Consider the following 25,144-nt stretch of genomic DNA (forward strand, 5'->3'; position numbering starts at 1 on the left):
CGACCATCGGCGTGCCGGTGCGCGCGCCGTGACCCAATGAAACGCCCTCGGCCCCCAGTTTCCCGGTATGACAGTCACGAATCGGTCGTAGTCGTAATTAAGTTGGTATACGCGGCCAGTCGCCGTGTCCAGCGGCCGACGGGGTCAGCCTCCCAGCTGAGCGACATCCCGGGCGGCGTCCGGGCCCGCGTCCAGCAGGAGCCGGAACCCGTCCTCGTCGAGCACCGGCACCTTGAGGCTGGCGGCCTTGTCGGCCTTGGACCCGGGGTTGTCCCCCACCACAACGAAGCTCGTCTTCTTGGAGACCGACCCGCTGACCTTGCCGCCCCGGCTCTGCACGGCCTCGGCGGCCTGGTCACGCGAGAACCCGGCGAGTGTGCCGGTCACCACCACTGTCAACCCCTCCAACGGGCGCGGCCCCTCGTCGACCGCCTCCTCGGCCATCCGTACGCCGGCCTCGGCCCACTTGCGGACGACCTCGCGGTGCCAGTCCACAGCGAACCACTCACGGATGCTGGCCGCGATTGTCGGCCCCACCCCGTCGACGGAGGACAGCTCCTCCTCGGTGGCCGCGTCGATGGCGTCCATCGAGCGGAAGTGCCGGGCGAGCGCCTGGGCGGCCGTCGGGCCGACGTGCCGGATGGAGAGCGCCACCAGCACCCGCCACAGGTCCCGTTCCCGAGCGACCGCCAGATTGTCCAGCAACTTGGTGGCGTTGCTGCCCAGGCTGCCGTCCTTGTTGACGAAGAACGGCGACCGGGACAACTGCTCGGCGTCGAGGTGGAAGAGGTCACCCTCGTCGCTGATGATCTCCGCGTCGAGCAGGGCGGCCGCACCCTTGTAGCCGAGCACCTCGATGTCGAACCCGCCCCGGCCGGCGAGGTGGAACACCCGCTCCCGCAACTGGGCCGGACAGCTGCGGGTGTTGGGGCAACGGATGTCGACGTCGCCCTCCTTCGACGGCGCGAGCGGGGTGCCGCAGGCGGGGCAGCTGGTCGGCATGACGAACGGCCGGGCATCGGCGGGCCGCAGGTCGACCACCGGCCCGAGCACCTCGGGAATCACGTCGCCGGCCTTGCGCAGCACCACCGTGTCGCCGATCAGCACACCCTTACGCTCCACCTCGCGGGCGTTGTGCAGGGTGGCGAGCGCGACTGTGGAACCGGCCACGCGCACCGGCTCGAGCACGGCGAACGGAGTGACCCGGCCGGTGCGCCCCACGTTGACGTCGATGTCGAGCAGCTTGGTGGTGACCTCCTCCGGCGGGTACTTGAAGGCGATCGCCCAGCGCGGGGCACGACTTGTCGACCCGAGCCGGCCCTGGATGGAGACCGGATCGACCTTGACCACCACACCGTCGATCTCGTGCTCGACGTCGTGCCGGTGCTCGGCGTAGTAGGCGATGAACTCCGCCACGCCGGCCAGGTCCGGAACGACCCGCCACCGGTCGCTGGTCGGCAACCCCCACGACTTCAGTGCCGCGTACGACTCGGACTGTGCAGCGGGCTGGAACCCACGGCGGGCGCCGATGCCGTGCACCACCAGGCGCAGCGGCCGGGTGGCGGTGACCCGCGGATCCTTCTGTCGCAGGCTGCCGGCGGCGGCGTTGCGAGGGTTGGCGAAGGGCGCCTTGCCCTGCTCCACCAGACCCGCGTTGAGATCGGCGAACGCGGCGATCGGGAAGTAGATCTCGCCCCGGACCTCCACCAGCTCGGGAATGTCCGGGAATTCGCCGGACGGGGCGAGCTGGCTGGGCACGTCCCGGATGCTGCGCACGTTGGCGGTGACGTCCTCGCCGGTGCGCCCGTCGCCCCGGGTGGCGGCCCGGACCAGCCGGCCGTTCTCATAGGTCAGGTTGATCGCCAACCCGTCGACCTTCAACTCGCACAGGTAGGGCACCGGACCGCCCGCGTCCCGTTCGACCCGCTCGGCCCAGGCCGCCAGCTCCTCGTCGGCGAAGGCGTTGTCGAGCGAGAGCATCCGTTCGGCGTGGGTGACCGCTGTGAAGTCGGTGGAGAACGTGCCGCCCACCCGTTGGGTCGGCGAGTCGGGCGTCCGCAGCGCCGGAAACTCCGCCTCCAGTGCCTCCAACTCGCGCAACTGCCTGTCGAAGTCGGCATCGGGGATGGTCGGCGCGTCCAGGACGTAGTAGCGGTACTGGTGCTCGGTCAACTCCTGGCTGAGCGCGGCATGCCGCTCCCGGGCCTGCGGCGTCGGCTCAGCCCCGGCCGCCGCCTCCTGCGCCGGGCTGACCTGCTGACCGATCTGCTCCTCGGACACACCGCCACCTTCGGACACGCCTGCGACCTCCCTGATCACGCTACTGCGGCACGGTATCGGGCCGGTGGGACAATCCGCCGCCCGCCCGCGCCCGGAGCGACCTCGCCCTCAGCCCCGTTCGGTGATCACTCGATGCTGGGTAGTCCAACACCTTTGCGCCAGACGGAGTGGCTGTTCGTCAAACCCCGCACTGTCCCGTCGATCATGGAGTCATGGTGGGCAACAAGCGCCTATATCGCGCCAAAAAAGGCGCCACAACTCCATGATCGATGAAGCCGGACCGCCCTTCCTCCGCGATCTTGCGTTTCCTGTTGCGACATAAGGTTGCATTACGCGCATATCGGCAACCGAAACTGCAAGATCGACGCGGGCGGGGCCCTTCGCCCAGCAACCGGATCGCTGACGCGACGGTGTTGAGCTACTCAGCATGACGTGATCAAGGGTGACCGTGGGGTGGCTCGGGGCGGCGGGGCAGCCGCGGTGTGGTGGCGGGCGGCACGTGCGGCGGCGTGCGAGGATCGCCGGACGGCGCGACGGCGCGACGGGAGGCGGAGGTACGGATGCCCGAGGCGCTGCTCTGGGCGGTGGCGATCCTGCTGGCGGTGGCCGCTGGCTGGGCGTGGAACAGCTGGCGACACCGGGTCGCCAACCGGCGTGCAGGCCGGCCGGGCACTCGGCCGGGTCGGGGTGACACCGGCGGCCGCCGTCCCACGGCGCCGAGGCCACGCGGCACCGATCGACCATCTGCCAAACCCCGCTCGCGCGACACCCCGCAGCCCGGCGAGATCTGGTGGGCCGACGTGCCGTACGCCGACGGCAGCGGATCGAAGGTGCGCCCGTGTCTGGTGCTGCGCGCCGACTCCCGGGGCGCCGACGTCCTGAAGATCACCAGCCAGGACAAGAGCGACCGGGACGACCACGTCCGGATTCCCACCCGGGACTGGGACCCGGGTGCGGAGCACGACAGCTACCTCAGCCTCACCGAGCCGATCCGACTCAGTTCGGCCGCCTTCGCCGACCACGCCGGGCGCTGCGACGCCGACCTGTGGCGAAAGGTCCGCAGCCTGCGCCACCTACCCACCCCCTGACCGCCCTCGTGGCCGCCGGATCAGTCCCAGGTCGCGCCGAGCGTGGCGAGCTGGTCGGCGTACTCGATGCGGTTGGCCCACTCGCGCGGCCAGGCGGTCATGCCAACGGCCGCGCCCACGAAAGCGCCGGCCAGGGCGGCGATCGAGTCGGAGTCGCCGGCGGTGGTCGCGCCCCGGGCCAGTGCCGAGACCGGATCGTCGGCGTGCCGCACGGCGCAGAGCACCGCGGTGGCCAGCGCCTCCTCGGCCACCCAGCCCTCCCCGGTGGCCTGGCACGGGTCGGCGCCGTCGTCCGGCTGTGCCAGGGTGTTGGTCAGCCGGCCCAGCACCGTCAGGCACTCGTCCCAGCCCTGGGCGATGAACTCCTCCGGAGAGCCGGAACCGGCGCGTTGCCAGAGGCCGCCCAGCCACCGCTCCCGGTAGAGCAGGCGCTGGGACAGTGCCCGCTCGGTCAGCACCGCGGGAAGTTCGGGCAGCGGGACGCCCGCGCGCAGCGCGAAGACCGCGTACGCGGTGAGTTCGCTGGCGGCCAGGCCGGTCGGGTGGCCGTGGGTCAGCCCGGCCTGCAACTGGGCCAACCCGGCGAGCGTGTCGAGGTCCGTGTCGAGCAACCCGATCGGGGTGACCCTCATGTTGGCCCCGCAGCCCTTCGAGCCGACCACTGTCGCCTCCTGCCAGCGCACCCCACGGCTCAGCTCGGCGCAGGCCCGGAGGCAGGTCATCCCCGGGGCACGGTTGTTGTCCGGGCTGACCGCCCAGGCCAGGAAGCGTCGCCGCAGCAGTGGCTCCACCGCCTCCGGCGTGAACGACGGCGCCTCGCGCAGCGCCCAACCCACGGCCAGCGCCATCTGGGTGTCGTCGGTGACCAGCGCCGGCTCGCCGGACAGCTCACGCGGACCGGCCGGGCCGTACCGACGCTCGATCTCGGTGACGGTCAGGAACTCGGTCGGCTTGCCCAGCGCGTCACCGTAGGCGAGGCCGAAGAGCGAGCCGGAGGCGCGCAGCGCGGAGGTGTGGATCACGGCGGCCATGATGCCCGACCGCCGCAACCCACGGGTGCGTGCTCAGTCCCAGCAGAGGCAGAACGGGTGGCCGGCCGGGTCGGCGTAGACCCGGAAGCCCTCGCCCTCACCCGGCAGCCGCCGAGCCCCGAGCGCGAGTGCCGCCTTCTCGGCGGCCTCGATGTCGTCCACCGTCACGTCGAGGTGGAACTGCTGTGGACGCTCGGGATCCGGCCAGGCCGGGGGCCGCAGGTTGAGCGCCTGTTGGAAGGCGAGGCGCGGCTGGTGACCGGGTGGGCCGCCCAGCACCACCCAGTCGTCATCGGAGTCGCCCTCGGCGAGAGGTACGCCGAGCAGCTCGGCGTAGAACGCCGCCAATGCCCGCGGGTCCGGGCAGTCGATCACCACTGAACGCAGCTGTCCAATCATGACCGTCATCCTGCCCACCGGGTACGACAGGAAACCTCAGTCCTCGGCGAAGCGCCGGCCGGCGTCCCGGCACGCGGCGAGCACCGCCCGCGCGTACTCCGGGGTGGCGCCGGCGAGACCGCAGGCCGGGGTGACCACCACCTGCTCGGCGAGTTGGCGACGGGGGAAGCCGAGGCGGTCCCAGACCTGGCGTACCCGTTCGGCGATCTGCGCGGAGGTCGGCGCGCCACCGGCCGACGGCGGCCGGGTCGGTGCGGCCCCGGCCAGCAACCCGAGGCCGGCGTCGAGCGCCTCGCCCAGCGGGTCGAGCTTGGTGACGAGGTCCAGGTCGAGGGCGACCGCGACGGCGCCGGTGGAACGGATCAGCTCCAGCGGCACGTCCGGGGCGCAGCAGTGCACGAGCGTCGGCACGCCGACCGCCTCGACGACAGTACGCAGCAGGGCGGCGGCGTCCACCGAGTCGACCGCCCGGTACGCGCCCAGCCCGCTCTCGGTCGGCACCCGCCCGGCCAGCACTGTCGGCAGTGACGGTTCGTCCAGTTGCAGCAGCACCGATGCCTGGGGCAGCCGGCGGGCGACCGCCGCGACGTGCGCGCGCAGCCCTTCGGCGAGGGAGCCGGTCAGGTCGCGGACCGCGCCGGGATCGCGCAGCATCCGGCCACCGATCGGCAACTCCAGGGAGGCGGCCAGCGTGAGCGGGCCGGCGGCCTGCACCTTGATCGGCCCGGCGTATCCCTCGGCCTGCTCGGCGAGCTGGTCCAGGTCGCGTTCCATCAGGTCACGAGACCGGCGCAGGTCACGGCCCGGCCGTGGGGCGACCCGCCAGCGCCCCGCGTACACCTCGACGGGCAGTTCGACGAGCAGCCCGAGGGACCGGCCGATCATGTCCGCCCCGGGGCCACGGGCCGGCAGCTCGGGCAGGTGGGGCAGCTCGGGAAGCTCACCGAGGACCACCCGCTGAGCCTCGCCGATGTCGGTGCCGGGCAGCGAACCAATTCCGGTTGCCGCGCCGGCCGGCCAGGGCCACGCCTGATCTGTCACGGGCGAAGGCTATCCCGCGAACACCTGGGCCGTGCGGTCAGCCGGTGATGGTCGCGGAGCCGAGGACCACGTCGCCGGCCGGGTCCGGTCGGTACGCCACAACGGCCTGACCGGCGGCGACGCCGCGTACCGGTCGACGCAGCTCGGCGTGCAGCCGGTCACCGTCGAGGGCGACGGTCGCCGGCGTCACGTCGCCGTGCGCGCGCAACTGCACCTCGCACTCGACCGGCACGTCCGGGCGCGCGCTGCCGGTCCAGACCGGGCGTACGGCGTGCACGTCGGACACCTCGAGCGCCTCGGCCGGGCCGACCGTCACCGTGTTGGTCTTCGGGGTGATGGAGAGCACGTAGCGCGGTCGGCCGTCCGGGGCCGGCCGGTCCAGGTGCAGCCCGCGACGCTGCCCCACCGTGTACGCGTACGCGCCGCTGTGACTGCCGACGACCGCGCCGGTGGACGCGTCCACCACGTCGCCGGGTGCCTCACCGAGCCGGCCGGCGAGGAAGCCGCGGGTGTCCCCGTCGGCGATGAAGCAGATGTCGTGCGAGTCCGGCTTGTCGGCCACCGCCAGGCCACGCTCGGCGGCCTCCGCGCGGACCTGCGCCTTGGTCGAGTCACCGAGCGGGAAGATCGACCGGTCGAGCTGCTCGCGGGTGAGCACGGCGAGCACGTACGACTGGTCCTTGGCCAGGTCGACACTGCGCCGCAGCAGCCCGTCCGCGCCGAGGCGGGCGTGGTGCCCGGTGACCACCGCGTCGAAGCCCAGGGCCACGGCCCGGTCCAGCACCGCCGCGAACTTGATCTTCTCGTTGCAACGCAGGCAGGGGTTCGGTGTACGGCCGGCGGCGTACTCGGCGACGAAGTCGTCGACCACGTCCTCGTGGAAGCGGTCGGCCATGTCCCACACGTAGAACGGGATGCCGATCACGTCGGCCGCCCGCCGGGCGTCCCGGGAATCCTCCAGGGTGCAGCAGCCGCGCGCCCCGGTCCGATAGGTCTGTGGGTTGCGGGCCAGGGCCAGGTGTACGCCTGTGACGTCATGCCCGGCCGCCACCGCCCGCGCCGCCGCCACGGCCGAGTCAACCCCACCCGACATCGCCGCCAGAACCCTCACCGACCCACTCCCCTTCGCCGTCCCCTCAACAACCCTATCCACCAGCCCCGAAACCCTCCGCTCCCGTGCCCGCCCCGGCCCCCCGCCCGCGCGATCTTGCAGTTTCTGTGGCGACATAAGCCGCACAAGGCGCGAACGGCCATCCGAAAGTGCAAGATCGCGGGGATGGAGGGCTGGGCGGGGCTGGCTAGCGGGGGGTGCGGAGGGCGGCGGCTCGGCGGGCTCGTTCTACCGCTGCCGGGAGGGCCGCGATCAGCGCGTCGACGTCGGTCTGGGTGCTGGTGTGGCCCAGGGTGAACCGCAGGGAGGAGCGGGCGCGGTCGTCGTCGGCGCCCATCGCGAGCAGTACGTGCGAGGGCTGGGCCACGCCGGCCGAGCAGGCGGAGCCGGTCGAGCAGGCGATCCCCTGCGCGTCGAGCAGGAGCAGCAGCGCGTCGCCCTCGCAGCCGGGGAAGGAGAAGTGCGCGTTGCCGGGCAGCCGGTCGGTCGGGTCACCGTTGTAGATCACCTCGGGCACCGCCTGGCGAACCCGCTCGATCAGGTCGTCGCGCAGCGCGGCCACCCGGGCCGCGTACTCCTGCTGGCCCTTCACAGCCGTCTCGACGGCGACCGCGAAGGCGACGATGCCGGCGGTGTCCAGGGTGCCGGAGCGGATGTCGCGTTCCTGGCCGCCGCCGTGCAGCAGCGGCGTGGCCGGCACGTCCCGGGCGAGCAGCAGCGCGCCCACGCCGGTCGGGCCGCCCAACTTGTGCCCGGTGACGGTCAGCGCGGCGACCCCGCTGGCCCCGAAGTCGACGGGCACCTGACCGACCGCCTGGATGGCGTCGGTGTGGAAGGGCACACCGTGTTCGGCGGCGACGGCGGCCAGTTCGGCAACCGGCTGGACGGTGCCCACCTCGTTGTTCGCCCACATCGCGGTGACCACTGCCACCTGGTCGGCGTGCGCGGCCAACTCGGCGCGCAGGGCCTGCGGGTCGAGCCGACCGACGGCGTCCGCCGGCAGCCAGCCGACCTCGGCGCCCTCGTGCTGGGCCAGCCAGTCGACCGCGTCCAGCACCGCGTGGTGCTCGACGGAGCTGGACACCACCCGGCGCCGGTCGGGGGCGGCCCCGCGGCGGGCCCAGAAGATGCCCTTGACCGCGAGGTTGTCGCTCTCGGTGCCACCACCCGTGAAGATCACCTCAGAGGGCCGGGCGCCCAGCACCGCGGCCACCCGCTCGCGTGACTCTTCGACCCGGCGGCGGGCACGGCGACCCGCCGCGTGCAGGGAGGACGCGTTGCCGACCTCGCGGGCGGTAGCGACGTACGCCTCCAGTGCCTCGTCGAGCATCGGAGTCGTCGCCGCGTGATCCAGGTAAGCCATCGTCGTTCAGCGTACGGCCGACGCCTTGGGGACCGGATGCCGGAGGGGACCACACGCGACGGCCGGGGCGGAACTCCACCCCGGCCCGATGCGCTTGGCCCGGTCAGGCGGGCACCGCGGTGACGACGATGTTGTCGCGGTACTTGCGCGCCTTGGCGTCGAACGGCCCACCACAGGTGATCAGGGTCAGTCGCGGCTTGCCGTCGCGGGCGAAGTACCGGTCCAGTGGGATCTTGGTCTTGGCGTACTCCTCCCGGGCGACGACCCGGTAGCGCCGAGCCTCGCCGTCGCTGCCGGTCACGGTCACCGTGTCGCCCTGGTCCAGCTCACGCAGCCGGAAGAACGCCCCCTTGCCCTGCTTGGCGCTGTCCACGTGACCGGCGATGACCACCGAGCCGGCATCCGCCTCCAGGCCGGGGCCGTAGCGGTACCAGCCGATCTGGTCGACGCTCGGCGGCACCTCGAACTCGTTGGTCCGCTGGTTGATGCCTACCGCGTTGACGGTGGCGGTGACGTCGATCTCCGGGATCAGCAGTCGTACCGGCGGGATGGTCTTCGGGCCGGCGGGCAGCTCACCGGCGGTCACCGGCACCGACGGGACGGTGGCGGCGGTCGGTGGAGGGCTGGCCAGCGTGCTCGCCTCCTCGGCGCCCACGCTCCCGGCCGGCTGGGCTGCGCACGCCACCAGGGCGGCGACGGTGAGCGCGGCAACGCCGGCGGCCAGGGCCGCCAGCGCGCCGCGATTGCGCACCGTCACTTGCGGCCGGTCCGTGCGGTCGCCATCCGCACCCCACCACCAAGCAGCAGGAGTACGCCGGCGCCGGTGAGCACGTACCACCAGGTGTCCACGCCCGTGCCGGCCTGGCCGCCGTCACCGCTGGGCACGCCGCCCGGGGCGGAGTGCAGGCCGGTGATGGTCTGGGCCACCACGTCGAGGGTCTTGCCCTCGGCGGAGCCGATCGCGTAGACGATCGTGGCGGTGCCCTCCTTGAGGTCGAGGTCGGCCGGGCCGATGGCCACGGTGTCGGTGCCGGCCAGCACCACGTCCGCCTTCACGTTGCCCGCGTCGACGTCGCCCTTGGCCTCGTTCGGGTTGGTGAGGTCCTCGAAGACCGGGGTGCCACCGGCACGGACGTCGACCGCCGGTGCGGCGGCGGTGTGCCTGACGATCAGCCGGGCCTTGCCGGCGTCGACCTTCGACACGTCGTTCACGAACGGGGTGATCTTCGGCTGGCCGGCGGCGTCGAGGTGCGCCGCGATGCTGATGTTCGCACCGCCCGGCACCGCGGCGTTGTCGACAGTGAGGATCGCGCTGGCGATCGGCTCGCCCGGCTTGGTGAGCGCGATGTCGTAGTCGCCCTCCTCCAGGCTCAGCGGGCCGGCGACGTCGCCGGGCTTGAAGTTGTCCAACGTCTTCTTGCCGTTGACGTAGACGTCGACAGGGGTGTCCGGGATGCCGTGCACGACGGAGACCTTCGACGTGGCGGCGTACGCGGGGCCGGCGGTGAACGCTGCTACGCCGGCGAAGGCCAGCGCGGCGACCGCGCCGCCTGCGGCGACCCGACGGAAGTACGAGAGCTGCATGTCTGCCTCCTGATAGTTGGTGCTGATTCGTCAGGCCTGGCTTGCAGAACGGGTTACGCCCGCTCTCGGACGGGTGGATGCGATCCGGAGGCACTTTTCTTTTCCCGCTCCGGCTGCATCCGGAAGGGGGTCGGGGGACGAAGAGCTGGTGAGATGACATCGACCGGGGAAGTGGGGCGGAGACTGTGGCGGCTACAGTCGGGCATGCCCCATCGAAGGCGAGCCGCTCGGTGACGGCGCCACGACCGGAACCGGACCCTCCGGTGGACGACCTCGACCGCAGGTTCCGCGCCGGCGACGACGTGGCGCTCCGCGAGGCGTACGACAGCTACGGTCGTGCCGTGCTCCACCTGGCCACGTCCATGCTGGCGAACCGCAGCGACGCCGAGGACGTCACCCAGGCGACGTTCGTCGCCGCCTGGCTGGGCCGCGACACGTTCGACCCGGCCAAGGGATCGCTGATCGGTTGGTTGCTCGGCATCGGCCGGCGGAAGGTCATCGACCGGATGCGCGCCTCGGCCCGGGAGACGCGGGTGGTGGAGACGGTCCGACAGCTACCCGAGCAGGCGCCTACCGACCCGGACCCGGACCGCGTGGTGGACCGGCTGGTGATCGCCGACGAGCTGGCTCGTCTTCCGGACGACCAGCGACGGATGCTGGAGTTGGCCTTCTACGACGACCTGACACACCAGCAGATAGCCACGGTGACCGGTGTGCCGTTGGGCACCGTGAAGAGTCACATCCGACGCGGCATGGCGAGCTTGAAACGCAGATGGGAGGTGGACGGTGCAGCACCTGGACCACGACCGGCTGGTATTTCTGGCGCTCGGTGAGAGCGAGGCGGACAACGGGGAGAGCACCCACCTCGGCACCTGCGCGCACTGCCGTACGGAGCTGGCGACACTTGAGCGGGTGGCGGGGCTCGGCACCGAGACACGGGGCATGGCCGACCTGCCCGACCCGCCGGAGCACGTCTGGCAGGGCATCGAAGACCAGGTCAGGGCCGCGGAGGTCGACACCTCGCCGGCCGAGACCCGGGTTCCTGGGCAGGCCGGCACCAGAACGGCCGAGCCGATCCCGGGCGCGGCGGCCAGGCCGACGGTGGCCCGACTGGACCCGGCGCGACGATCCCGCCGGGGTGGTGGCTGGTCCCGTTGGGCGGCCACCGCGGTGACCGCGGCCGCCGCCGCCGCGGTCGGCGTGATCGGCACCGTCTCCGTGCTCCGACCCGACGATCCGGCGCCCACCCCGACGCCGGTGGTGGTGGCGAGCGCGCCGTTGGCGGCGTACGGGACGACGCCACGGGAGGCCAAGGGTGACGCCCGGGTTCTCCAGGACGGCCAACTACATCTGCATGTGGCGAATCTCCCGACCGTCCCGGGGTACTACGAGGTCTGGCTCATCAATCCGACGACGATGGAGATGTTCTCGATCGGCACCCTGGGGGGCGGTTCGGACGCCCTGCTGCCCCTGCCCCCGAATGCCGACCTCAAGAGCTACTCGGTGGTCGACGTCTCCGCCGAGCAGTACGACAACAACACCCGCCACTCCGGCGACAGCCTGTTGAGGGGCTCCCTGACGGGCTGATCGGCGGGCCGGCTCAGCTCCCCGGCTCGCCGATCAGCTCCCCACACGGCAGTGGCCGCCCGTTCGCACGGGCGGCCACTGCCGTGTCGCTGGCTTACTTGCGCTTGCGGATCTCCTCGGCGGCCTGCGGGACGATCTTGAACAGGTCGCCCACCACCCCGAAGTCGGCCAGCTCGAAGATCGGCGCCTCGCCGTCCTTGTTGACCGCGACGATGGTCTTCGAGGTCTGCATGCCGGCCCGGTGCTGGATGGCACCGGAGATGCCGAGGGCGACGTAGAGCTGCGGGGAGACCGTCTTACCGGTCTGGCCCACCTGGAACTGGTGCGGGTAGAAGCCGGAGTCGACGGCCGCGCGGGACGCGCCGACGGCGCCGCCGAGCAGGTCGGCCAGCTCCTCGACCAGCTTGAAGTTGTCGGCGTTGCCGACGCCGCGGCCGCCGGAGACGACCACGCCGGCCTCGGTCAGCTCGGGGCGGGAGCCCTTCTGCTCGGCGACCCGCTCGACGACAGTGGCCAGCTTGTCGGTGTCGGTGACCGACACACTGAGCTGCTCGATCGCCGGGGTGACCGCCGCCGGGGCGGGGGTGACCGAGTTGGGCCGGACGGTGACCAGCGGCAGGCCCTTGGTGACCTTGGACTTGACGATGGCGGAGCCGGCGAAGGCGACCTGGGTCGCGGTGCCGTCGGCGTCCAGGCCGACCACGTCGGTCAGGATGCCGTTGTCGAGCTTGACGGCGAGCCGGGCGGCGATCTCCTTGCCCTCCTGGGCCGACGCCAGCAGCACGGCGGCCGGCTGCACCCGCTTGACCAACTCGGCCAGCACTGTCGCCTTGGGTGCCACCAGGTAACCGTCGATCTCGTCACCCTCGGCGGCGTAGATCTTCTCCGCGCCGTACTCGCCCAGCTTGCCGCTCAGCGCCTCGGCGGCGCCGGCGCCGCCGAGCACCACGGCGCTCGGGGTGCCCAGCTCACGCGCGAGGGTGAGCATTTCCAGGGTGACCTTCTTGACGCCGAATTCCTTCGTGGCTTCGACGACGACGAGAACCTCAGACATGTCAGAACCCCCCTCTCACACGAACTTCTCGGTGGCGAGGAACTCGACCAGCTTAACGCCGCCCTCGCCCTCATCAGTGACCTTGGCGCCGCCGGAGCGCGGGGGGCGCTTGGCGTGCTCGAGGACGGCGCTGGTGGCGCCGTCGAAGCCCACCTCGTCGGGCGCGACACCGAGGTCGGCCAGCGAGAGCGTCTGCACCGGCTTCTTCTTGGCGGCCATGATGCCCTTGAAGGAGGGGTAGCGCGGCTCGTTGATCGTGTCCCACACGGAGACCACGGCCGGCGTGGAGGCGGTGACCACCTCGTAGCCCTCCTCGGTCTGCCGCTCGACGGTGAGCGTCGCGCCGTCGACGGTGAGCTTGCGGGCACCGGTGAGCGCCGCGACGCCCAGTCGCTCGGCGATCATGTGCGGCATGACCTGGACCCGACCGTCGGTGGACTCGGCGCCGCAGATGACCAGGTCGGCATTGAGCTGACCGAGCGCGGCGGCCAGCACCTTCGAGGTGGCGACGGCGCACGAGCCGTGCAGGGCGTCGTCCAGCACGTGCACGGCCTTGTCCGGGCCCATGGAGAGCGCCTTGCGGATCGACTCGGTCGCCCGGTCCGGACCCATGGTCAGGATGGTGACCTCGCCGCCGTGCGCCTCCTTGATCTTCAGGGCCTCCTCGATGGCGTACTCGTCCATCTCGTTGATCACGTTGTTCGCCGAACCGCGGTCGACGGTGTTGTCGTCATTGCGCAGGTTGCGGTCCGCGCCCGAATCAGGCACCTGCTTGACGAGTACGACGATATTCATCGCGCTTCGACGACCCTCCTGTGTGGTGTTGCGATTCGCTCGCCCGGTCTGGGGCGCAGCGTCGCGCGTCGGTCGACGCCAGGTCAACCGAGGGCGGTTGTGCGGTTGCCCACGACGCAATGTTACCTGCCAGTAGGTTGCGCTCCGGCAGCACTCAGAGTGACACAGCTCACCGCCGCGCGGCCGGTCAGGCCGGCTCGGCCAACGCGACCCGGATCTGGTCGATGGCCGCCGCCTCGGCGGGCGCCACCCCGTCGTGCGCCCGGGCCACCTGGTCCGCAGCGGCCAACACCAGCGAGCGGTACGCGTCCACGTCCCGCGGGGACTTCTCGCGCAGGATCCGCACCGCCTGCCCCAGCGCCGGCAGCACCACCGACTCGATCTCCAGCTGCGAGTCCCGGGGAAGTCGCGGCAGCGGGCCGGTGGTCAGCGCCTCCTTCACCGTGCCACTGGCGTCGGCCAACGCGCCGGACGCGGCGATGCTCTCCCGGATCACCCCCAGGACCCCCGGGTCGGCGTTGGAGACCAGGAAGACGGCGCCGAAGGCGCCGGTCTTGAGGGTCAGCCGCTCCTCGTCCGTCAACCGCTGCTCCATGATCACGGAGTGTAGACGTACGGGGTTGTGGTGGTGACCGCGACGAGGCCGAGCCGCTCAAGGATGGGCCGGCTGTCCTCGGAACAGTCGACCTGCATCAACGTCCGGCCCCGCTGGTCGGCCAGCCGCGCCCGGTAGTTGACCAAGGCCCGGTAGATGCCCTTGCGACGCCACTGCGGCAGGGTCGAGCCACCCCACAGGGTGGCGAAGCCGGTGTTCGCCGGAAAACGCACCCAGCCGGCGCTCACCACCGTTCCGTCCGCCTCGGCCACCACGACGGTGATCGAGTTCGGGTCGGCGTCGATCTCCTTGGCCAGACCCCACACCAGGTGCGAACGGTCCGCCTGCCAGACCTCCTCCATGGCGGCGATCCGCTCCAGGTCGGCGCGGGAGGTCACCTCACGCAGGCGTACCCCCTCGGAGGCGACCGGCAGCGCGGCGGCCAGCGGGGCGACCGGGCCGACCACGACGGTCTCCCGGTCCTCCGGCACGAAGCCGGCGGCGCGCAGACGGTCCGCCAGGTCCGCTGGTTCGTCGTGTTCGTTGAGCTTCCACTCCGCCGACTCGCCCCGCTCACGGCACAGCCGCACCTGCCGGGCGATCAGTTCGTCCAGCGCGTCGCCGGTCAACCCGCCCAGGTCGCGGTAGGTGATGAACCCACCGGCATCGAGCCCGGAGATCCGGACCAGCGGCCCGTCCCGCTCCACAGTCACCCCGGCCGGGATCGGGTCGGGGATCTCCGGGCGGAGTTGGTTGTCGTAGGCGGTCCGCAGCGTCTGTACGTCGAGATCAGTCACCGGCCCAGGCTAAGCGGGAGGGGAAGCGGATAATCTCCCATTGTGTGGGAGGCGATCAGGCGGTGGTTCGACCCGGCGGAGCTGGGCTCGGTCGGCGAGACGCCCGACTACCGGTTCTCCCTGGCCAACGAGCGGACCTTCCTCGCCTGGCTGCGCACCGGTCTGGCGCTGGTCGGCGGTGGGCTGGCCGCCGCGCAGTTCCTGCCGCCGCTGCCGATGAGCCACCTGCGCGAGGTGATCGCGGTGGCGCTGCTGCTGCTCGGCGGCGCCGTCGCGATCCGCGCCGTGGACCACTGGGCGCGTACCGAGCGGGCCATCCGGCTCGGCCAGGAGCTGCCCGCGTCCCGGTTCCCCGCCATCCTGGCCCTCGCCGTCGGCGTCGGCGCGTTGCTGCTGGTGGTCGCCGTCCTGATGCGGGCGATCGGCGGGCGGTGAGCAGCGGACGCGACCCGGGGCTGCAACCGGAGCGGACCCGGCTGGCCTGGCGGCGCACCCTGCTCACGGTGACCGTGGTGACAGTGCTCGCCGTCCGGCTGGCGTCGACGGGCGACCCGACCGATGCGTTGATCGCCGGGGGGACCGTGCTGGTGTGGGGCGCCCTGCTGGTGCTCTGCTGGCCCAGGGGCACCGGCACCGGTCCGACCCGCACCGGCGGCCGGACACTGCCCCTGGTCACGGCCGGCACGGTGGTGCTCGCGTTACTGGGAGTGCTGCTGGTGCTGCGCGGACTGTGGTGACGGGATTCGGTGCGCCATGATGGTTGCATGGCCCGGCTTGGCGTACTCCTCTTCCTGGTGCAGATCGTTCTCGCGGTCTGCGCGCTGATCAGCTGTCTCTCCGCCGAGGAGGGCAAGATCCGTGCTCTTCCCCGGATCGCCTGGGTGCTGATCATCTTGTTCTTCCCGCTGGTCGGCTCGATCGCCTGGTTCATCGTCGGCCGGCAGCCCAGCCCCGGCGCCGGCAAGGGCTGGTCGGGCGGTATCGGCGGCGGTGAGCGGCAGCGCCCACGGCTGGTGGCCCCCGACGACGACCCGGAGTTCCTGCGCTCCGTCGAGGAACGCGCCCAGCAGCAGGACCAGGAACTCTTTCAGCGCTGGGAGGAAGACCTGCGGCGGCGTGAGGACGACCTGCGCCGCCGCGACGGTGAGCCGCCGCGGGAGGGTGACCGACCGGAGGTGTGAGCGCGCCGTCGCCGCCGACGCAGGGGCGACGGCGGCGGCGGGTACGACTCAGGCCAGGTTCGACGACCGGGGGTACGCGTCGGTCGGGTCGGTGAGCACGTTCACCAGGTACGGCACTCCGGAGTCGAACGCCCGCTGGAGCGCCGGGCCCAGGTCGGCCGCCTTGGCGACCGTCTCCCCCGCCCCGCCGAGCGCGCTGACCACCGTGTCGTACCGCAGCTCCGGCTGCAGGTCGGCGGCCACGTCGTAGCCGTACATGGCCCGCATCGGGTGCTTCTCCAGCCCCCAGATGCCGTTGTTGCCGACGATGATCACCACCGGCAGCTTCTGACGGACCAGCGACTCGACGTCCATCAGCGAGAACCCGGCCGCGCCGTCGCCCATCAGCACGCAGATCTGCCGGTCCGGGTGACTGACCCGGGCGCCCATCGCGTACCCCATGCCGGTGCCCAGGCAGCCGTACGGGCCCGGGTCCAGCCAGGTGCCGGGCTGGGCCGGCTCCAGGTACCGCCCGGCGTACGACACGAAGTCACCGCCGTCGCCGATGGTGATCGCGTCCGGGGCGAGCACCCGACGCAGCTCACCGTAGATCCGGGCCGGACGGATCGGGTCGGTCTCGGCGGCCATCTCCGCGGCGTCCCGAGCCTTCGCCGCGTTCTCGGCGACACGCAGGTCGGCGATCCAGTCGGCGTGGTCGGCCCGGTCGCCGGAGTGATCGGCCAGCGCGGAGAGGATCAGGCGCAGGTCACCGGCGGGGGCCGCGGCCGGCTGCACGTGCGTCGCCCGCTGGCTGGGCGCGTCGACGATGTGCACCACCTTGGCGTCACCGAAGTCACCGAAGCTGAGCCGGAAGTCCAGCGGGGTGCCCACCACCACGACCACGTCGGCGCCGGAGAGCCCGGCCCGGCGGGCCTTGGCGAACGCCAGCGGGTGCTGCGGCGGAAGCGAGCCGCGACCCATTCCGTTGGTGAACACCGGCACCTGCAACGCCTCGGCCGCCTCGCGCAGGGCGGCGACCGCGTCGCCCGCGTACACGTCGGAGCCGGCGATGATGACCGGCCGCTGCGCCCCGGCGATGAGCATCGCCGCGCGGCCGACCTCCTCCGGGTCCGGGGCGATCGGGTCGACACCCGTCACGGTGGGCAGCTCGGCCTCGGCGACCGAGAAGACCGTCTCCAGCGGAAAGTCGAGGAAGGCCGGGCCGCGGTGCGGGGTGAGCGCGGCGTTGAGCGCCGCACCCACCGCACGCGGGATGTCGTCGGTGCTGAACACCGTCTCGGCGTGCTTGGTGACCGGGGCGACCAGCGGCAGGTGGTCCATCTCCTGGAGGCTGCCGGAACCCCAGCGGAACGCGGGCGCTCGGCCCCCGAGCACCAGCACCGGCGAGGCGTTGAAGAACGCGCTTGTCATGCCGGAGATGCCGTTGGTGACGCCGGGCCCGGCGGTGAGCACGGCGAGGCCGGGACGGCGCTGGAGCTTGGCCACCGCCTCGGCGGCGAAGACCGCGGACTGCTCGTGCCGGACGTCGTAGATCGGGAAGTCGGTCTTGTACGCGGCGTCGTAGAGCGGGAAGACGTGCCCGCCGGACAGCGTGAACATCTCCCGTACGCCGTGCGCGCGTAGTGCCGCGAGCGCCAACTCGCCGCCGTGACCCTCGATCCGCTCCGTCATGTCGCTCCCATCGTCCGTGGCCGGGATCACAGGTTACCGGCCAGTCACTTGACCTTTCGACTGTGGCCCCGGCGGCTGGACGTTGCCGAGGTCAGGGCCGTCGGGCCGGGAAGCGACGGGTCAGCGGCCGGTGAAGTCCGGCTTGCGCTTCTCGACGAAGGCGGCCATGCCCTCCCGCCGGTCCTCGGTGGCGAAGAGCGCCGCGAAGAGCTGACTCTCCCAGGCCAGACCCGAGTTCAGATCCATGTCCAGGCCGCCGTCGACCGCCAGCTTCGCCGCGCGCAGTGCCTGCACCGGCCCGGTGAGGTACGGAGTGATCAGCGCGACGGCCGTGTCGTACACCTCGGCGGCCGGGGCGACCCGGTCGGCCAGGCCGATGCGCAGCGCCTCCTGCGCGTCCACCATCCGCCCCGACATGATCAGGTCCTTGGCGCGGGCGGGGCCGACCAGGCGGGCCAGCCGCTGGGTGCCGCCCGCACCCGGGATGATGCCCAGCTTGATCTCCGGCTGGCCGAGCTTGGCGTCCTCGGCGACGACCCGCCAGTCACAGGCCAACGCCAGCTCACAGCCACCGCCGAGCGCGTACCCGGTGATCGCGGCGACCACCGGCTTGGGGATCCGGGCGATCGCGCCGAGCGCGCTGGACAGGTTCGCGGCCCGGTCGGCCATGTCCACGTAGGACATCTCGGCCATCTGCTTGATGTCGGCGCCGGCGGCGAAGACCTTCTCCCCGCCGTACACGATGACGGCGCGGACCTCGGGATCGGCGGTGGCCGACGTGGCGGCGGCGCGCAACTCCTCCTGCACCTGGGTGTTGAGCGCGTTCATCGGCGGCCGCTCCAGCCGGATCGTGCCGATGCCGTCAGTGGTCTCCAGCCGAACGAACTCGCCCACGCTGCCCTCACTTCCTCGTCGAAGTCGCGTGCCAACCTTACGACCCGGCTCGTTTGGGTAAGTAGTGTGGTGTCAGCCCCGTGGGCGGGAGTCCAGCCATGATCACGTATTACGACGACAGATCGGTGCAGGTCACCTCCACCAGCGTCCGCGTCGACGGTCGCAGCTACGCGCTGGCGGACATCACAGTGATCTGGCACCGCCGTGGCACCCGTTCCTGGCGTGTGCTGGTGGGGCGGGGTGCCATCGGCGCCGCGCTCGCCGGTCCGCTGGTCGCGGCGGTGCTCGGCATCGGCGTGGCCGTCTGGCTGCACCGCTCCCCCACCGTGACGATCGCGATCGTCGGCGCGTCGGTCCTGGTCGGGTTGGCCGTCGGGCCGGTCGCCGACTTCCTCTTCGAACACCTCGACCGCTCGTACGCCCGGGGCAGCCGCCAACTGGAGATCTGGGCCCGTTGGCGGGGGCAGCCGGTGCGACTGCTGCGCACCGGTGACGCGCTGCGTTTCGGGCAGATCTACCGGGCGGTGCAGCGCGCGGTCGAGCACAGCCAGCCGGCCCGCCCCGTCACGCGCCGCTAGCCAGCCTGGTTCCGCTCCACGTCCCGAACTGACCAGGCCGGTCGTCACCGGCGGGACCTGCGCAGCGAACGCGCCCTTTAGCCGGGCGCAGCGGGCGCAGCGGGCGCAGCGGGCGCAGCGTTCCTCCAGTGCCTATGGAGCTGATATCGCAAACGAATCGGACCAGGGGCCTTCGGCACCGCGACGCCGCGACGCCGGCACCGCGACGCCGGCACCGCGACGCGACGCTTGATGTCGCAGACGATTCAGCTCCAAAGGACCGGCGCACCACCACCTCTACCCGCCGGACGGCCTCCGTCGAATCCTCTGTGAGGAAGGCGCGATCCGCTGCGAAGAAGGTCAGATGCCGAGGTCCGAGCGAGGCGCAGGTTGCCTGTCGGTGGTTAGGCTTAGTGATGACCCTCTATTACCGGGACGACGCGGTGCAGGTGACCTCCGAGTCGATCCGGGCGGGCGGTCACGTGATCGCCCTGTCCGACGTGACGTTCGTCTGGCACGCGCGGGGGCAGAAGACCCTCGCCGTCCGCGGCCGTGTGCTGGGGCGCGGTGTCCTGGTCCTGCTGCTCTCGCTGCCGCCGTTGGTCGCCGTGGTCTGCGTGCTGTCACTGGCCTGGTCGGCTCAGGACCGGGGTAACTGGCAGCTGGCGCTGATCATTCTCGCCGCCTGCGCGGTGGGAGCGCTCGCGCTGGCACCGTTCCTGGAGATCCCCCTGGGCTGGCTGGACCGCTCCTACGAGCGCGGCAGCCACGTGCACGAACTGTGGGTGCAGCACCACGGCCGGGAGGACCTGCTGATACGCACCCCGGACGCGCTACGGTTCGGGCAGATCTACCGGGCCGTGCAGCGCGCCGTCGAACAGCAGGGGGACCATCGATGACCACCCGCCGCGGCGAGGCCGTCGCACTGGCCGGCCTGCTCGCCGCGGCCGGCGTCACCCATTTGGTACGCCCCGGCGTCTACGACCCGATCGTGCCCCGCGCGTTGCCCGGCCCGCCCCGGTTCTGGACGTACGCCAGCGGGGTGGTCGAACTTGCGGTGGCGGCTGCGGTCGCGAACCCGGCCACCCGCTCGGCCGGCGGTCGGGCAGCCGCCGCGCTCTTCGTCGCCGTCCTGCCGGCGAACGTGAAGATGGCAGCGGACTGGCGGCACCGACGCCCGACGAAGCGGGCCATCGCGTACGGCCGGGTGCCGTTGCAAGTGCCGCTGATCTGGTGGGCGCTGCGGGTGGCCCGTGCCGACACCGCCGGTCGACAGCCCCGCTGACCAGCCCCGTCGGGCGGTTGTGGCACGGCCGACGCACACTTGACCCATGGCGATTCCCCTCCCCACCCCGGCCGCCGTGGTCGGCCTGACCCGCTCCGCTCTCGACCAGGCGCTCGGCTCGGCCACCTCGATGGCCGCCGTGCCCGCCCGCGCGTTCGCGGTACTGGACGGGGTGGAGGCGCTGCTGGCCCGGATCAACGGCGTGGTCGACCGGATCGAGGCGACAGTGGACCGGACCGACCAGGTGCTCACCGACGCCGAGGCGGCGGTTCGCGAGGTGGCCGTCATCAGCGCCGCCGCGACCACCGCCATCGACACGGCCACCGAGGTGGCCACCGCCGCCGCCGTGGTGGTCGCCGAGGCCGACCGGGTCTCCCGGACGGCGGGCACGCTGGTCGCCGAGGCCGACCGGGTCGCGGGCCGCGCCGCCGCCACCGTGGGCACCGCGACGGAGGCCGCCGCCACGGCGGCCGAACTGCTGGCCGCGTACGAGCCGGCGCTGCGCCGGGCCGCGCCGATGGCCGGGCGGTTCGTCGAGGAGCTGAGTCACGAGGAGATCAGCGCGGCGATCCACCTGATCGACGAGTTGCCCAAGCTCAAGGAACACCTGACGGCGGACATCCTGCCGATCCTGGCCACGCTGGACCGGGTCGGCCCCGACCTGCACGACCTGCTGGACGTGACCCGCGACCTCAAGCTCGCCGTGGCCGGCATCCCCGGGCTGGGCATGCTGCGCCGACGCGGCGAGAAGCTCGCCGACGAACCCGTCGGCTGAACGCCCGAGCGGGCCGGCCGGCGTGCGACGGGGGCGCGGTCAGGCCGGTACGTACAACTCGTCGATCTCGGCGCGTCGCGGTAGCGCCACCGAGGCGCCGAGCTTGCGGACGCAGGCAGCGCCGGCCGCCGACGCCCAGCGCACCGCGTCGACCAGGTCGCGCCCCTCGCCCCAGCCGACGGCCAGCGCGGCGGTGAACGCGTCACCGGCGGCGGTGGAGTCGACCACGTCGACACGTACCGCCGGCACGTGCACCTCGGTGCCGTCCCGGTCGACGTACCAGGCGCCCTCACCGCCGAGAGTGAGCACGGCCCGGGGGGTCAGGTCGAGCAGCGCCCGGGGCTCCTCCCTGCCTCGCCCGGCGAGCGCCTGCGCCTCGCCCTCGTTGACGACAAGCAGGTCCACGGCGGCGAGCAGCTCGGGCGGGAGGTCCCGCGCCGGGGCGGCGTTCAGGATGACCCTGGTGCCGGCGTCGCGGGCGGCCACCGCGGCGGCGGTCACGGTCTGCACCGGGATCTCCAGTTGGGCGACCAGGACGTCCGCCGCGCGCACCGTGGCCAACTCCTCCTCGGTGAGGCCGACCAGGGCGTCGTTCGCGCCGGGGGTGACCACGATGGCGTTCTCCCCCTGGGCGTTGACCATCACCAGCGCCACGCCGGAGGCGCCGTAGACCACGCGTAGCTGACTGGTGTCCACGCCCGCCGCGGTGATGCGGGCCTTGAGGGTGACGCCGAAGGCGTCCGAGCCGATCGCGCCGAGGAAGGCACATGAGGCGCCGGCCCGGACCGCGGCCACGGCCTGGTTGGCGCCCTTGCCGCCGGGCACCATCACGAAGTCGGTGCCGAGGATGGTCTCGCCCAGTCGCGGCAGCGCGGGTGCCATCGCGACCAGGTCCATGTTGGCGCTGCCCACCACGGCGACCCGGGTCTGCGGCACGATCGTCTCCGCCGGTCCGACGCTCAGGCGGCGCGAGCCGTGAAGCGCTCGCCCGTCCGCTCGACCACCAGCGGCAGCCCGAAGGTCTTGGAGAGGTTGTCACCGGTCAGCGTCTCGGCGAGCAGGCCCTGGGCGACCACCCCACCCTCGCGCAGCAGCAGCGCGTGGGTGAACCCGGGCGGGATCTCCTCGACGTGGTGGGTGACCAGCACCATCGCCGGCGCGTCCGGGTCGTACGCCAGCTCGGCCAGTCGGGCGACCAGGTCTTCCCGACCACCCAGGTCGAGCCCGGCGGCGGGCTCGTCGAGCAGCAGCAGCTCCGGGTCGGTCATCAGGGCACGGGCGATCTGCACCCGCTTGCGCTCGCCCTCGGAGAGGGTGCCGTAACGGCGCTCGGCGAGGCCACCAACGCCCAGTTGGCTCAGCAGTGCCCGGGCCCGCGCCTCGTCGCCACGGTCGTAGTTCTCCCGCCAGCGGCCGACCACCGACCAGGCGGCGGTCACCACCACGTCGCTGACCCGCTCGTCGGCGGGCAGTCGCTCGGCGATCGCGGCGGTGGTGAGCCCGATCCGGGTACGCAGCTCGTTGACGTCGGTGCGGCCGATCCGCTCGCCGAGCACGTGCGCGACACCAGTGGTGGGGTGCAGCCGGCCGGCGGCGAGGTTGAGCAGCGTGGTCTTGCCGGCGCCGTTGGAGCCGAGCACGACCCACCGCTCGTCCAGTTCGACGCGCCAGGTCAGGTCCTGAAGGAGGGCGGTGCCAGAGCGGCGTACACCGACGCCGTCGAGGCTGACCACCAGATCCGGGTCCACGAGAGCGGCGGCAGGCGCGGCGCCGGCAGCGCCGGGGATCAGGTCACCAGTCACCACACCATCCAACCACGCAGCGCCGGGGCGCCCCCCATGGGCGGCACCTCGGCCATAGGGTGAAGCGCCGTGTCATTGATCACCAAGCCCGAAGGACGGCCCATGCCCCGCCGACGTACGGAGCCGCGCAGATGAGCGCGGTCATCGAGATCGAGGGTCTGCGCAAGACCTTCCACAGCCTGCGTAGCGGCCGACGGGTGGCGGTGGACGGGTTCGACCTGCTGGTCGAGGCGGGCCAGGTCCACGGCTTCCTGGGCCCGAACGGCTCCGGCAAGACCACCACCCTGCGGGCCCTGCTCGGGCTGGTACGCGCCGACAGCGGCCGGATGAGAGTGCTCGGCGAACCGTCGCCGGAGCTGCTGACCCGGGTGACGGGCCAGGTCGGCGCCATCGTGGAGAGCCCACAGTTCTTCGGCAACTTCACCGGTTACCGCACGCTGCGGTTGTTGGCCCGCGCCGGTGGGGTGCCGGTCTCCCGGGTGGACGAGGTGCTGGATCTGGTGGGCCTACACGACCGGGGCGATGATCGGGTGAAGGGCTACTCGCTGGGCATGAAGCAACGGCTCGCGGTGGCGTCCGCGCTGCTGAAGGACCCGCGTCTGCTCATCCTGGACGAGCCCGCGAACGGGCTGGACCCGGCGGGCATCCGGGAGATGCGGGACCTGATGCGGTCGCTGGCGGCCAGCGGGGTGACAGTGCTGGTGTCCAGTCACATCCTGGGCGAGATCCAGCTGATCTGCGACCACGTCACGATCATCTCCCGGGGGCGGCGGGTCGCGACCGGTCGGGTGGACGAGGTGCTGGCGGGCCACGACCGGCACGAGTTCCTGGTCCGGGTGGCCGAGCCGGAGCGGGCCGTCGAGCTGCTGCACGCGGCCGAGCTGACGGCGGTGGTGGACGGCGGAGCGTTGGTGGTGGGCGGGGCGAGTGACCCGACAGTGATCAGCCGGGTGCTCGGTGAGCAGGGTCTGTGGGTGGGCGAGCTGACGCCGCTGCGGCCGGATCTGGAGAGCGTCTTCCTGGAGCTGACCGGCGCGTACGAGCAGCCGTCGGTGCCCCGGCAGGGCGGCGACCCGTCGCTGCCGCAGGGTGAAGCTGTGATCGACCTCGATCGGGGAGTGGACGCGTGAATCTGGTGCGTGCCGAGTTGGAGCGACTGTCCGCGCGTCGCTTCGTGCAGCTCATGGTGGTCCTGTTGGTGTTGGCGTTCGCCGTCACGGCGGCGACCACGATGGCCGGCTCCCACAAGCCCAGCGCCAGTGAGATGAACTCGGCGCGGGCGCAGGCCGCCGAGGCGCGGCGCGACCTGGAGGCCAGCCACCAGGAGTGTCTGGCCCGCCAGAATGGCACCTTGCCGGCCGACACGGACAGGTACTTCCCCAGCGACTGCTCGGAGATCGACCCGATCCGGCAGGACCGGCTGCCGATCCCCGCCGACTTCCTGCCGGGTGTGTTCAGCTTCGCCGAGCAGGCACAGCCCCTGCTGTACTTCCTCATCGCGTTCCTGGTGCTGTTCGGGTTCCTGGTCGGCGCCTCCTACATCGGCGCGGACCTGACCTCGGGCGGGGTGGTGAACCTGCTGCTCTGGCGACCGCGCCGGGTGACGGTGCTCGCGGCCAAGTTGGGCACCCTGCTCGGCACGGTGTTGGTGCTGGCCCTGCTGGCGTCGGTGGCCTACCTCGCCACGTTCTGGGTGATCGGGCAGACGGCCGGGTTGCCGGGCCGACTGGACGGCGACTTCTGGCGTTCGCTCGGCGCGGTGCACGGCCGTGGCCTGGTGCTGGTGCTGCTGGCCTCCGCGCTGGGCTTCGCGATCGCCACGCTGGGTCGGCACACGTCGGCGGCGCTCGGCGCGTTCGCCGCGTACGCGGTGGTCTGGGAGTTGGGCGCCCGGCTGGTCCTGGAGATCGTCGACGCGCGGAAGTCGGACCTGTTCATGCTCTCCAGCCACATCGGGGCGTGGCTCAACGGCGGTGCGCGGTTCTACGACGAACGGCTCTGCGCGGGTGGCCCCAGCCTCAACTGCGATTCGTTCTACACGATCAGCTGGGGGTCGTCGCTGCTGGTGCTGCTCGTGCTCGCTGGCGGGCTGACCGCGGCGGCGTTCGCCGTGTTCCGTCGCCGCGACCTGATCTGAGTCGAGGCCGTCGGGTCGCCCGAGTCCGGGCGGCCCGACGGACCGGGCCCAGCCGGCGCTCGGCAAGAGCTTGCACCCTGCGGGCGCGCGGTGAAATATTCCTTCACATGGCCGCCG

At 72.1% G+C, this 25,144-nt stretch carries 28 protein-coding genes; 12 read left to right on the forward strand and 16 right to left on the reverse strand.

All coding sequences use genetic code 11. The features are described 5' to 3' along the window. Positions 1-144: 144 nt before the first annotated feature. Entirely contained in the window at positions 145-2,280 is a 2,136-nt protein-coding gene (gene ligA, locus KBX71_RS08485) for an NAD-dependent DNA ligase LigA (RefSeq protein WP_210817439.1), read from the reverse strand. Positions 2,281-2,789: 509 nt separating this feature from the next. Here ligA and KBX71_RS08490 point away from each other — a divergent pair. Further along, entirely contained in the window at positions 2,790-3,368 is a 579-nt protein-coding gene (locus tag KBX71_RS08490; protein WP_307847007.1) for a type II toxin-antitoxin system PemK/MazF family toxin, read from the forward strand. Positions 3,369-3,388: 20 nt separating this feature from the next. On the opposite strand, the gene KBX71_RS08495 is transcribed toward KBX71_RS08490, so the two are convergent. The 7 genes from KBX71_RS08495 to KBX71_RS08525 all read right to left on the reverse strand — a co-directional run bounded on the left by KBX71_RS08495 (position 3,389) and on the right by KBX71_RS08525 (position 9,897). Continuing rightward, the gene (locus KBX71_RS08495) at positions 3,389-4,399 is read right to left on the reverse strand and encodes an ADP-ribosylglycohydrolase family protein (RefSeq protein ID WP_210817440.1); all 1,011 of its coding nucleotides are present in this window, start codon (positions 4,397-4,399) and stop codon (positions 3,389-3,391) included. A gap of 33 nt (positions 4,400-4,432) precedes the next feature. Beyond that, positions 4,433-4,798 (reverse strand): VOC family protein, encoded by a 366-nt coding sequence (locus KBX71_RS08500; protein ID WP_181539234.1) that lies wholly within the window; start codon positions 4,796-4,798, stop codon positions 4,433-4,435. Between the two features lie 36 nt (positions 4,799-4,834). Further along, a complete protein-coding gene (locus tag KBX71_RS08505) occupies positions 4,835-5,839 on the reverse strand; it encodes a methionine synthase (protein ID WP_210817441.1) in 1,005 nt (334 codons plus the stop codon). A gap of 37 nt (positions 5,840-5,876) precedes the next feature. Then, positions 5,877-6,950, reverse strand: coding sequence for a tRNA 2-thiouridine(34) synthase MnmA (mnmA, locus tag KBX71_RS08510; protein ID WP_205780275.1), 1,074 nt, complete (start codon positions 6,948-6,950; stop codon positions 5,877-5,879). 187 nt (positions 6,951-7,137) lie between these two features. Beyond that, positions 7,138-8,313, reverse strand: a complete 1,176-nt coding sequence (locus tag KBX71_RS08515) for a cysteine desulfurase family protein (protein WP_210817442.1) — start codon at positions 8,311-8,313, stop codon at positions 7,138-7,140. A 103-nt stretch (positions 8,314-8,416) separates the two neighbouring features. Beyond that, the gene (locus KBX71_RS08520) at positions 8,417-9,070 is read right to left on the reverse strand and encodes a class F sortase (protein ID WP_210817443.1); all 654 of its coding nucleotides are present in this window, start codon (positions 9,068-9,070) and stop codon (positions 8,417-8,419) included. Beyond that, entirely contained in the window at positions 9,067-9,897 is an 831-nt protein-coding gene (locus tag KBX71_RS08525; RefSeq protein ID WP_196928058.1) for a DUF4397 domain-containing protein, read from the reverse strand. Before KBX71_RS08525 ends, KBX71_RS08520 begins: the two co-directional genes overlap by 4 nt. A 230-nt stretch (positions 9,898-10,127) precedes the next feature. Between KBX71_RS08525 and KBX71_RS08530 the strand changes: the two genes are divergently transcribed. Continuing rightward, on the forward strand, positions 10,128-10,730 hold the full coding sequence (locus KBX71_RS08530; RefSeq protein WP_124822634.1) for an RNA polymerase sigma factor: 603 nt from the start codon (positions 10,128-10,130) through the stop codon (positions 10,728-10,730). Then, positions 10,684-11,484 carry an anti-sigma factor gene (locus KBX71_RS08535; RefSeq protein ID WP_210817444.1) on the forward strand — a complete coding sequence of 267 codons (801 nt, stop codon included), beginning with the start codon at positions 10,684-10,686 and terminating at the stop codon, positions 11,482-11,484. Before KBX71_RS08530 ends, KBX71_RS08535 begins: the two co-directional genes overlap by 47 nt. A 94-nt stretch (positions 11,485-11,578) precedes the next feature. On the opposite strand, the gene KBX71_RS08540 is transcribed toward KBX71_RS08535, so the two are convergent. The 4 genes from KBX71_RS08540 to KBX71_RS08555 form a co-directional block, all read right to left on the reverse strand. Further along, on the reverse strand, positions 11,579-12,538 hold the full coding sequence (locus KBX71_RS08540; RefSeq protein ID WP_210817445.1) for an electron transfer flavoprotein subunit alpha/FixB family protein: 960 nt from the start codon (positions 12,536-12,538) through the stop codon (positions 11,579-11,581). Between the two features lie 15 nt (positions 12,539-12,553). Next, positions 12,554-13,333, reverse strand: coding sequence for an electron transfer flavoprotein subunit beta/FixA family protein (locus tag KBX71_RS08545; RefSeq protein WP_124822637.1), 780 nt, complete (start codon positions 13,331-13,333; stop codon positions 12,554-12,556). Positions 13,334-13,520: 187 nt separating this feature from the next. Further along, positions 13,521-13,934, reverse strand: coding sequence for a hypothetical protein (locus tag KBX71_RS08550; RefSeq protein WP_196928062.1), 414 nt, complete (start codon positions 13,932-13,934; stop codon positions 13,521-13,523). Beyond that, entirely contained in the window at positions 13,931-14,725 is a 795-nt protein-coding gene (locus KBX71_RS08555; protein ID WP_210817446.1) for a GNAT family N-acetyltransferase, read from the reverse strand. The genes KBX71_RS08550 and KBX71_RS08555 overlap by 4 nt, the downstream gene beginning before the upstream one ends. A gap of 42 nt (positions 14,726-14,767) precedes the next feature. On the opposite strand from KBX71_RS08555, the gene KBX71_RS08560 reads away from it, so the two are divergent. From KBX71_RS08560 to KBX71_RS08570, 3 genes are read left to right on the forward strand one after another with little or no spacing between them, the layout of a single operon-like run. Further along, the gene (locus tag KBX71_RS08560) at positions 14,768-15,160 is read left to right on the forward strand and encodes a DUF202 domain-containing protein (protein WP_210817447.1); all 393 of its coding nucleotides are present in this window, start codon (positions 14,768-14,770) and stop codon (positions 15,158-15,160) included. Beyond that, on the forward strand, positions 15,157-15,462 hold the full coding sequence (locus KBX71_RS08565; protein ID WP_124822641.1) for a DUF202 domain-containing protein: 306 nt from the start codon (positions 15,157-15,159) through the stop codon (positions 15,460-15,462). The genes KBX71_RS08560 and KBX71_RS08565 overlap by 4 nt, the downstream gene beginning before the upstream one ends. Positions 15,463-15,489: 27 nt before the next feature. Further along, positions 15,490-15,906: a PLD nuclease N-terminal domain-containing protein gene (locus KBX71_RS08570; RefSeq protein ID WP_210817448.1), complete on the forward strand. Its 417-nt coding sequence runs from the start codon at positions 15,490-15,492 to the stop codon at positions 15,904-15,906. A 48-nt stretch (positions 15,907-15,954) separates the two neighbouring features. Here the strand turns inward: KBX71_RS08570 and KBX71_RS08575 are convergent, their stop codons facing one another. Both KBX71_RS08575 and KBX71_RS08580 read right to left on the reverse strand, forming a co-directional pair. Beyond that, positions 15,955-17,577, reverse strand: a complete 1,623-nt coding sequence (locus KBX71_RS08575) for an acetolactate synthase (protein ID WP_210817449.1) — start codon at positions 17,575-17,577, stop codon at positions 15,955-15,957. Between the two features lie 120 nt (positions 17,578-17,697). Next, entirely contained in the window at positions 17,698-18,471 is a 774-nt protein-coding gene (locus KBX71_RS08580) for an enoyl-CoA hydratase/isomerase family protein (RefSeq protein WP_210817450.1), read from the reverse strand. Between the two features lie 98 nt (positions 18,472-18,569). Between KBX71_RS08580 and KBX71_RS08585 the strand changes: the two genes are divergently transcribed. The 4 genes from KBX71_RS08585 to KBX71_RS08600 all read left to right on the forward strand — a co-directional run bounded on the left by KBX71_RS08585 (position 18,570) and on the right by KBX71_RS08600 (position 21,088). After that, positions 18,570-19,049, forward strand: a complete 480-nt coding sequence (locus KBX71_RS08585; RefSeq protein WP_124822645.1) for a DUF6232 family protein — start codon at positions 18,570-18,572, stop codon at positions 19,047-19,049. Between the two features lie 395 nt (positions 19,050-19,444). Next, positions 19,445-19,927 carry a DUF6232 family protein gene (locus KBX71_RS08590; protein WP_210817451.1) on the forward strand — a complete coding sequence of 161 codons (483 nt, stop codon included), beginning with the start codon at positions 19,445-19,447 and terminating at the stop codon, positions 19,925-19,927. After that, positions 19,924-20,313 (forward strand): hypothetical protein, encoded by a 390-nt coding sequence (locus tag KBX71_RS08595; RefSeq protein WP_210817452.1) that lies wholly within the window; start codon positions 19,924-19,926, stop codon positions 20,311-20,313. Before KBX71_RS08590 ends, KBX71_RS08595 begins: the two co-directional genes overlap by 4 nt. Positions 20,314-20,359: 46 nt before the next feature. Then, the gene (locus KBX71_RS08600) at positions 20,360-21,088 is read left to right on the forward strand and encodes a hypothetical protein (RefSeq protein ID WP_210817453.1); all 729 of its coding nucleotides are present in this window, start codon (positions 20,360-20,362) and stop codon (positions 21,086-21,088) included. A gap of 39 nt (positions 21,089-21,127) precedes the next feature. Here the strand turns inward: KBX71_RS08600 and KBX71_RS08605 are convergent, their stop codons facing one another. Together KBX71_RS08605 and KBX71_RS08610 are read right to left on the reverse strand one after the other, a co-directional pair. Next, positions 21,128-22,024, reverse strand: coding sequence for a ribokinase (locus KBX71_RS08605; RefSeq protein WP_196928069.1), 897 nt, complete (start codon positions 22,022-22,024; stop codon positions 21,128-21,130). A 23-nt stretch (positions 22,025-22,047) separates the two neighbouring features. Beyond that, complete coding sequence (locus tag KBX71_RS08610) at positions 22,048-22,890, reverse strand: ABC transporter ATP-binding protein (protein WP_307847008.1); 843 nt, start codon at positions 22,888-22,890, stop codon at positions 22,048-22,050. A 131-nt stretch (positions 22,891-23,021) separates the two neighbouring features. On the opposite strand from KBX71_RS08610, the gene KBX71_RS08615 reads away from it, so the two are divergent. Both KBX71_RS08615 and KBX71_RS08620 read left to right on the forward strand, forming a co-directional pair. Beyond that, a complete protein-coding gene (locus tag KBX71_RS08615) occupies positions 23,022-24,020 on the forward strand; it encodes an ABC transporter ATP-binding protein (protein ID WP_210817455.1) in 999 nt (332 codons plus the stop codon). Next, complete coding sequence (locus tag KBX71_RS08620; RefSeq protein ID WP_210817456.1) at positions 24,017-25,027, forward strand: ABC transporter permease subunit; 1,011 nt, start codon at positions 24,017-24,019, stop codon at positions 25,025-25,027. The genes KBX71_RS08615 and KBX71_RS08620 overlap by 4 nt, the downstream gene beginning before the upstream one ends. Positions 25,028-25,144 lie beyond the last annotated feature (117 nt).

This window comes from Micromonospora sp. D93 (genome assembly GCF_018070365.1).
Taxonomy (GTDB): Bacteria; Actinomycetota; Actinomycetes; order Mycobacteriales; family Micromonosporaceae; genus Micromonospora; species Micromonospora ureilytica.

Coding starts and splice junctions, on each gene's coding strand:
- KBX71_RS08495 (WP_210817440.1), bottom strand. CDS start 4,399: ATGGCCGCCGTGATCCACACCTCCGCGCTGCGCGCCTCCGGCTCGCTC.
- KBX71_RS08500 (WP_181539234.1), bottom strand. CDS start 4,798: ATGATTGGACAGCTGCGTTCAGTGGTGATCGACTGCCCGGACCCGCGG.
- KBX71_RS08515 (WP_210817442.1), bottom strand. CDS start 8,313: ATGGCTTACCTGGATCACGCGGCGACGACTCCGATGCTCGACGAGGCA.
- KBX71_RS08525 (WP_196928058.1), bottom strand. CDS start 9,897: ATGCAGCTCTCGTACTTCCGTCGGGTCGCCGCAGGCGGCGCGGTCGCC.
- KBX71_RS08540 (WP_210817445.1), bottom strand. CDS start 12,538: ATGTCTGAGGTTCTCGTCGTCGTCGAAGCCACGAAGGAATTCGGCGTC.
- KBX71_RS08545 (WP_124822637.1), bottom strand. CDS start 13,333: ATGAATATCGTCGTACTCGTCAAGCAGGTGCCTGATTCGGGCGCGGAC.
- KBX71_RS08570 (WP_210817448.1), top strand. CDS start 15,490: ATGGCCCGGCTTGGCGTACTCCTCTTCCTGGTGCAGATCGTTCTCGCG.
- KBX71_RS08575 (WP_210817449.1), bottom strand. CDS start 17,577: ATGACGGAGCGGATCGAGGGTCACGGCGGCGAGTTGGCGCTCGCGGCA.
- KBX71_RS08585 (WP_124822645.1), top strand. CDS start 18,570: ATGATCACGTATTACGACGACAGATCGGTGCAGGTCACCTCCACCAGC.
- KBX71_RS08590 (WP_210817451.1), top strand. CDS start 19,445: ATGACCCTCTATTACCGGGACGACGCGGTGCAGGTGACCTCCGAGTCG.
- KBX71_RS08595 (WP_210817452.1), top strand. CDS start 19,924: ATGACCACCCGCCGCGGCGAGGCCGTCGCACTGGCCGGCCTGCTCGCC.
- KBX71_RS08600 (WP_210817453.1), top strand. CDS start 20,360: ATGGCGATTCCCCTCCCCACCCCGGCCGCCGTGGTCGGCCTGACCCGC.
- KBX71_RS08615 (WP_210817455.1), top strand. CDS start 23,022: ATGAGCGCGGTCATCGAGATCGAGGGTCTGCGCAAGACCTTCCACAGC.